Below are 6,260 nucleotides of genomic sequence, written 5' to 3'. Positions count from 1 at the left end.
GATCAAGAAGGTCAGAAAGCTTTGTGCGCTTATTATACAGCGGAAGAAGGCTTGACGGCGGCGGACCTAAAGCGGGCGATTGCCAGCGAGCTGCCAGGGTACATGATCCCGTCGTACTTCGTGGAGCTGGAGCGCCTGCCTCTGACGCCGAACGGAAAGATCGACCGGAAGGCGCTGCCGGCACCGGAAGGGGGAGCAAGCGCAGGCCGCGAATACGTGGCGCCGCGCACCGAACTGGAGGCGAAACTGGTCGCCATCTGGCAGGGCGTGCTCGGGCCGGTCACGATTGGCGTGACAGACAACTTCTTCGACCTCGGCGGGCACTCTCTGCGGGCGACGACGCTGGTCAGCAAGGTGCACAAGGAGCTGAGCGTGAACCTGCCGCTGCGCGATGTGTTCCGGCACTCGACCATCGAAGCGATGGCCGAAGCAATCAGCCAATTGGAGCGGCAGGAACACCTCTCCATTCCGGTTCTGGATAAGAGGGATTACTATCCGCTTTCCTCCGTGCAAAAACGGCTGTACATCCAGCAGCAGATGGAAGGCGCCGAGCTTAGCTACAACATGTCCGGCATGACGGTTCTCGTCGGGCGCTTGGAACGGAATCAATTCGAGACGGCGCTCAAAGGATTGATAGCTCGTCACGAAATTTTGCGAACCGGCTTCGAAATGGCTGACGGCGAACCGGTACAACGGATTGATCCGGACTTGAAGTTTGTCGTCGAGTATACGAAAGCGACGGAAAGTGAAACGAAGAGCATCGTAGATGGCTTTGTGCGCGTCTTTGATTTGGAGCGGCCGCCGCTGCTGCGTGTGGGCTTAGTCGAATGGGAAGCGGAACGGCATCTGCTCATGCTGGACATTCATCATATCGTCACGGATGGCATTTCGATGGGCATCTTCGTCGAAGAGCTGCTGCGCCTGTATAACGGCGAGACTCTGGAACCGCTTCGGATTCAATACAAGGAATTCGCCGCTTGGCAGCAGTCCGAACCTGTAAAAGAGCGGCTGAAACGTCAGGAAGCCTACTGGCTGGACGTGCTGGAAGGCGAACTGCCGACGCTTGAACTGCCTACGGACTTTGTCAGACCTGCCGCTCACAGCTTTGAGGGAGATGTGCTGCCTTTCAGCATCGACAAGCAGATGACCGACAGCTTGCAGCGCATCGCCGATGAGAACGGTGCCACCCTTTATATGGTGTTATTGGCGGCCTATTCAGTCCTGCTCAGCAAGTACTCGGGACAAGAAGACTTCATTGTAGGCACGCCGGTTTCGGGTCGCACACATGCCGACCTGGAGCCGCTCATCGGAATGTTTGTCAACACTTTGGCGATTCGCCATTATCCGTCCGGAGAGAAGACGTTCCTCGCTTACTTGAACGAAGTCAAAGAAACGATGCTGGGGGCCTACGACCACCAGGATTATCCGTTCGAGGAGCTTGTGAAAAAGCTGCAGGCGCCGCGAGATCAAAGTCGCAATCCTGTATTCGATGTCATGTTTGTTCTGGAAACCAAGGAAGATAACGTTCAAAGCTTCGGGGATATCAAGATCGAATCTTATCCGGAAACTCATACAGTTTCCCAATTTGATCTTACCTTGATCATTTCGTTGCTGGATGAGGGAATGAACGGGCAGTTTGAATATGCCACCAAGTTGTTTACGCGCAATCTGATCGACAATTTCGCTCAGGACCTGCTCGTGATCATCACCCAAATTTGCGAACAGCCTTCGGTGCTGTTGAAGGATATTTCCCTGAACGGGCAATCCGAACAGGAGCAAGATGTGATAGAGGCCATTGATATTATTTTCTAATCCCTTACCCGGCTTGGGTGTATGCCGTATTTCTCTCGGTATGCATCCTGCCGGGTGTTTTTTTCAAATGAAAGCCTGCAATTGGTAAACTGGTTTATAACATCAATTCTTTAGCCTTGGCAACAAAAGAGAATTTTGAAAATTGGCTTCAGAACTTAAAAATGAGTGAGTTTGAATATTTAATTACACCTTCAAATAGTTATCCTTATCAAAGGTGTATAATCGACGGATTGTCAAGCCAAGTGCGACAGTTCCCCTGAAAAGGATTCGTGAGCCGTTTTCCATCCCAAGCATTTTCGTGGTCTGTGATTAATCAGATAGAGAGCCTTTTCAAGGCTGCATCTATTAACATACGTGCGATACCTGAGCTGTGTCTTTTTTTATCCACTTATATTTAAAACTGTCCTTTAGTTGAACAAAAAGTGGAGCAGCTGCCGTGGCATACTGCTCCACTCTCGTTTCCCGGGACGCTAAATGTTTATTGGTTATCGTGCAACAGATATTAAAGCAGGATTGGCGGTACAATGGTGTGTTCGAGAATTTGAGATTCATAATTCCAGAACATAAAGAGGCGTGTCCAAAGTTAATGAGGGACAGAGAGCGCCGGAGGACGACTCATTGAACAGGCACTTATAGACTCATACAACTCGCGAACAAGCGTCACACTCCCACATTTGACGATACAGAACTCACAGGTGTGATTACGTCTATAAATACAGGGAGACGAGAGATTAAGCCTTCTTGTGGGGAAGAAGATTTTAGTTGGATTAGGATGTAGGATATGCGCAATTTACCCCAGAGACGATCTCCGTGTCGAGTTTACGGCAAAATTCAAAACCGTTGCTGTTCGCGAGGCGTTAGGACGGATTTGCTGTACGTTCGGAGGAAATTCATTCATAAGGCAATCCCCGAAACGCGATTTCCAAAGTGGTAAAGGCAATTTTTCGTGTTCGGATGCAAGATATTTGCCGCTCTTGTTATCGGCGTGAGTAGCGGCCCAACTGCTAAAGCGTTAGCCCGGTTTCCCGGTTTCGATCTGAAGCTTTTCAGCCTGACCGCTCCCCCTGAAGCTCACCAATCTGAAAGCCAGCTTCCTTTCTACCAAAATTCAGGCTGGTTTAAACCAGCCCAGGGTTGCAACCAACGTATAAAAAAACGCTCCCGATTCATTCCAGAAACGTCCTGCTCTACGATTAATACTTTTTCATGAAGTAGGACTAGATACTTCCATAATGAAATACAGCGAAAATTAAACAAGCTGACTCCTGTGGAGTACAGGAACCAGCTTCTAGCCTAGGTCTTTTTTTACAATGTCTACTAAATGGAGGCTTGACCAGTAAACTAAATACGTTTTTAATTTGCTTTGAATATGCATATTTATGTTTTAGTCATTAACTACTGAATGAACCCACATATCTAAGATCCTTACTATCAATCACTTGATATGGAGTTACAATATCTTCTTTATTTGGTTTATAATGGACTATAATATAGTCTGTGCTATTATTTCCATAATAGAATGCTTGCCAAATAAATTTAGAGCAGTAATTAAGGTTCATAGTTTTAAGTTGATAGTTATCCCAAGAATATAAAGGTATATGGTAACTTGTTACCGAAGAGTAATTGTTTTTTGCCCAATAAGCTGCGTTACGGCCGTGAGCCGCTCTAAAGACATCAATTTTTTCATTAGGATAATGCCTCGTTTGGTAATAAGAAATGGTATCCCTTTTTCCACCTTCTCCTTGATTATCATTTACGGCATTTACATGATAAACCATATAATCAGGTCCGATAATTCCAACATGTCCGACAATCATTGCACTTCCGCCTAATGCTTTTGATGAATAAAGCACATCTCCTACCCTGACTCTAATATTGGTTCCTGGATAGTTTCCATAATACACCACCATTTTCTATAAAATTAGTTACAAGACCAATTATGCACAAAATATTTTGGGAATAAATAGAAATAAGAGGTATACTTATCCTAAAAGATAAGAGGAGGGAGATGGAAAATTGAGTTTTTATAATAATAGATTGGTTCAGATATTAAGCGTAATACTCTATCCTATTACGGCATTTGTGATATTAAGTAATGGTGCTTCATGGGTTATACCAGCAGTCATTGCAGTTTTGTTTTGTTTTCTTTGGAAAAACCTTCGAAATTTAATGATTTCTAATGCATTGTTATGGATTGTATCAGTACCAATTTGGTTGTTTTGGATTGTGGAGGAGCGGGTGGCAGTAGTTTTTATTGCAAATTTACCAATCATCATCACCCTATATATGTTTATTGTGTTTCTACCAGAAGTTATAATTGTTTTGATTAGGAATTTCCTTCTCAATAAGTTGTTTAGACACCGCAATAATGAGTAGAATAATATTTTGATTTTTTCATAGGCTTTCACCCCCCCAATGCTATTCTTATTCTATAAGTTCCTCGTCAGTTCTCGGTTGGCTCCGTGGGATGCGTTAAACGATGGACATGAATACAAACATGGAAATCACAAAAAATTGAAAGCTTCATTTTTAGAGGGGCTAGGAACATTGTACAGGGGATATACACTGCTAGGTCTACTTATTGCTGAGAAAAAGAATAAAAATAATTCCGAAAAAAAGATATAACCAAAATTCCCACTAACCTTAATTGGTCGGTGGGAATTGTTTGGTTTTATATTGCTCAATAGATGTACTGACCAAAAGCGAACACCTCACAAAAGTTACAAAAGTCATTGACAACTGTTATATTTTGGACGACAATAGATTTCAATACTATAAAAATTTTGTAATTTTTATGTGAGAGGTGGCTATGGCATGAAGCATACACCTACGATAAGAGCAGAACTGGAAAAATATCTAAAACAACAAGACTTAAGCATGACCGAGTTTGGGCATATTGCAGGCATGAATCGGGGGCTAGTAAGTAGCATTGTGACAGGAAATAAGTCTATGTCTGTTAACCAGCTTGACCGAATTACGGAGGCTATGGGATTACCGGAAGGGCGCTTTTACGACTTATTCATAGACAACTACATTATCGACATCCCCCCGAATATGCGTCGAATTGAGCGGTTGTTATATCGTTGTGCGGAGTTGAACAAATTGGATGCGATCCGTCGAGTGGTAGGAGTCATCATGGACAATCTGCTCTATTCGCACAAACTATTCGAGATTGCGGAAAACTTATTCGCACAGGGACGACATGCTGCTGCGCTGTTGCTCTATGAGAATGTGGCAGAAGTGGAAAGATATCAGCATGCGGAACGCTTAGCCATCTGTCAATATCGTATATTCACGATTCAGGTTGGAGACGATCAAAAACGAAATCTCAATGCAGCTACACGTTTTGAATCTTTTGTCCATCGTCTAGATGAAATAGATCAACTTGACGCATTGAAGGATTTGGCGAATGTGTATCGTTCTTTGCGTGAGTGGGATCGTGTTTTGGAAGTTGCTAAGGATTTAAGGACTTTAGCCAAAGTTCAATACTCCATGGCGCATTCTTTGAAAAGGGAACAACATAAGAAGCCATTGCGACCGTTATTTTGCTATGTAGCTTTCAGTAATTTACTTATTGGAGGTGCTTATTATGAGCAAGGAAACTATGCGTTAGCCTTGCAAGTAGCCAATGAATCTACTGATTTGGAATGGGTGAAAGAGACTGATAACGAGACGCTACGCTGGAAAAACTTATTTGAGGAGTGGGGCAAGGCTAATTTGTGTCTGACCAAGCTCATGGCTGGAGATATAGCGGCGCTTAAAGTATATGTTGACCTCATTTCAACGCAAAAAGATGAAATTTTCCCGGGCTTATGGAATATCATGATTGCAGCCAATCGTTATAACATAGACATAGATGATATTTTGAATCGATTTGAGTGGGAAATATCAAACATATATGATCAAAGAGGAAAACAAACTAATGACCAACAAAATATTAACGATCAGATTATTGGCTTTTTGAGTGAATTGGCTGACTATTATTTATCCAGAGGCCAGTACGAAAAAGGAATTCGATACTTATTGGATGGCATGAGAAAATCCACTATAATCAATAATGAACGCTCTATCCTTCGTTGCGTGAGAATGTTCGAACGTTATCGGAAATTTGTCTTAGCTGAAGCCAAGACGGAGTATCATAATTTAATGGAAATGGGGCAATGTTTATGAAGCGAATAATTAGAAGGCTATGCACGACTACTTTTTTATTGGTATTAGTAATAAGTGCACAAACAACGAGTAGTCAAGTTGTAAGTATGCCAAAGGCAATTTCAAACGATGGTTTTGAAGTGTTAGGTTGGCATATGGGATTGTAGCACGCTTGGCTAATAAACAATCCCCGCTAACCTTAACTGAACTGACCCCAAAAAGTTAGACACAGACTGACTTAGGCTGCTACATAGGACTGGATGCGGTATTCTACCGGCGACAGTCCTCTGAGCTTTTGT

General features: G+C 43.5%; 4 protein-coding genes and 1 pseudogene. 3 read left to right on the top strand and 2 right to left on the bottom strand.

Annotated elements, in window-relative coordinates; all coding sequences use genetic code 11:
* Positions 1–1,812: condensation domain-containing protein (locus ACWGOO_RS22215; RefSeq protein ID WP_452486925.1), on the top strand; the 1,812-nt coding region annotated here is incomplete at its 5' end.
* Between the two features lie 233 nt (positions 1,813–2,045).
* Here the strand turns inward: ACWGOO_RS22215 and ACWGOO_RS22210 are convergent.
* Both ACWGOO_RS22210 and ACWGOO_RS22205 read right to left on the bottom strand, forming a co-directional pair.
* Positions 2,046–2,147: pseudogene (locus ACWGOO_RS22210) on the bottom strand (IS30 family transposase); the annotation flags it as partial.
* Positions 2,148–3,203: 1,056 nt separating this feature from the next.
* Positions 3,204–3,722, bottom strand: a complete 519-nt coding sequence (locus tag ACWGOO_RS22205) for a hypothetical protein (protein WP_452486923.1) — start codon at positions 3,720–3,722, stop codon at positions 3,204–3,206.
* 106 nt (positions 3,723–3,828) lie between these two features.
* Here ACWGOO_RS22205 and ACWGOO_RS22200 point away from each other — a divergent pair, with 106 nt between their 5' ends.
* Both ACWGOO_RS22200 and ACWGOO_RS22195 read left to right on the top strand, forming a co-directional pair.
* Positions 3,829–4,188 (top strand): hypothetical protein, encoded by a 360-nt coding sequence (locus tag ACWGOO_RS22200; RefSeq protein ID WP_452486921.1) that lies wholly within the window; start codon positions 3,829–3,831, stop codon positions 4,186–4,188.
* A gap of 438 nt (positions 4,189–4,626) precedes the next feature.
* Complete coding sequence (locus ACWGOO_RS22195; protein WP_452486919.1) at positions 4,627–5,982, top strand: transcriptional regulator; 1,356 nt, start codon at positions 4,627–4,629, stop codon at positions 5,980–5,982.
* Positions 5,983–6,260 lie beyond the last annotated feature (278 nt).

It is taken from the genome of Paenibacillus sp. NPDC055715 (assembly GCF_053617595.1).
The sequence above is the reverse complement of the archived record's forward strand: the minus strand, read 5'-3'. Positions and strand labels throughout refer to the sequence as shown.

Bases quoted from the DNA above. Each gene is read 5' to 3' on its own strand.
- ACWGOO_RS22205 (WP_452486923.1), bottom strand. From the start codon at position 3,722: ATGGTGGTGTATTATGGAAACTATCCAGGAACCAATATTAGAGTCAGG.
- ACWGOO_RS22195 (WP_452486919.1), top strand. From the start codon at position 4,627: ATGAAGCATACACCTACGATAAGAGCAGAACTGGAAAAATATCTAAAA.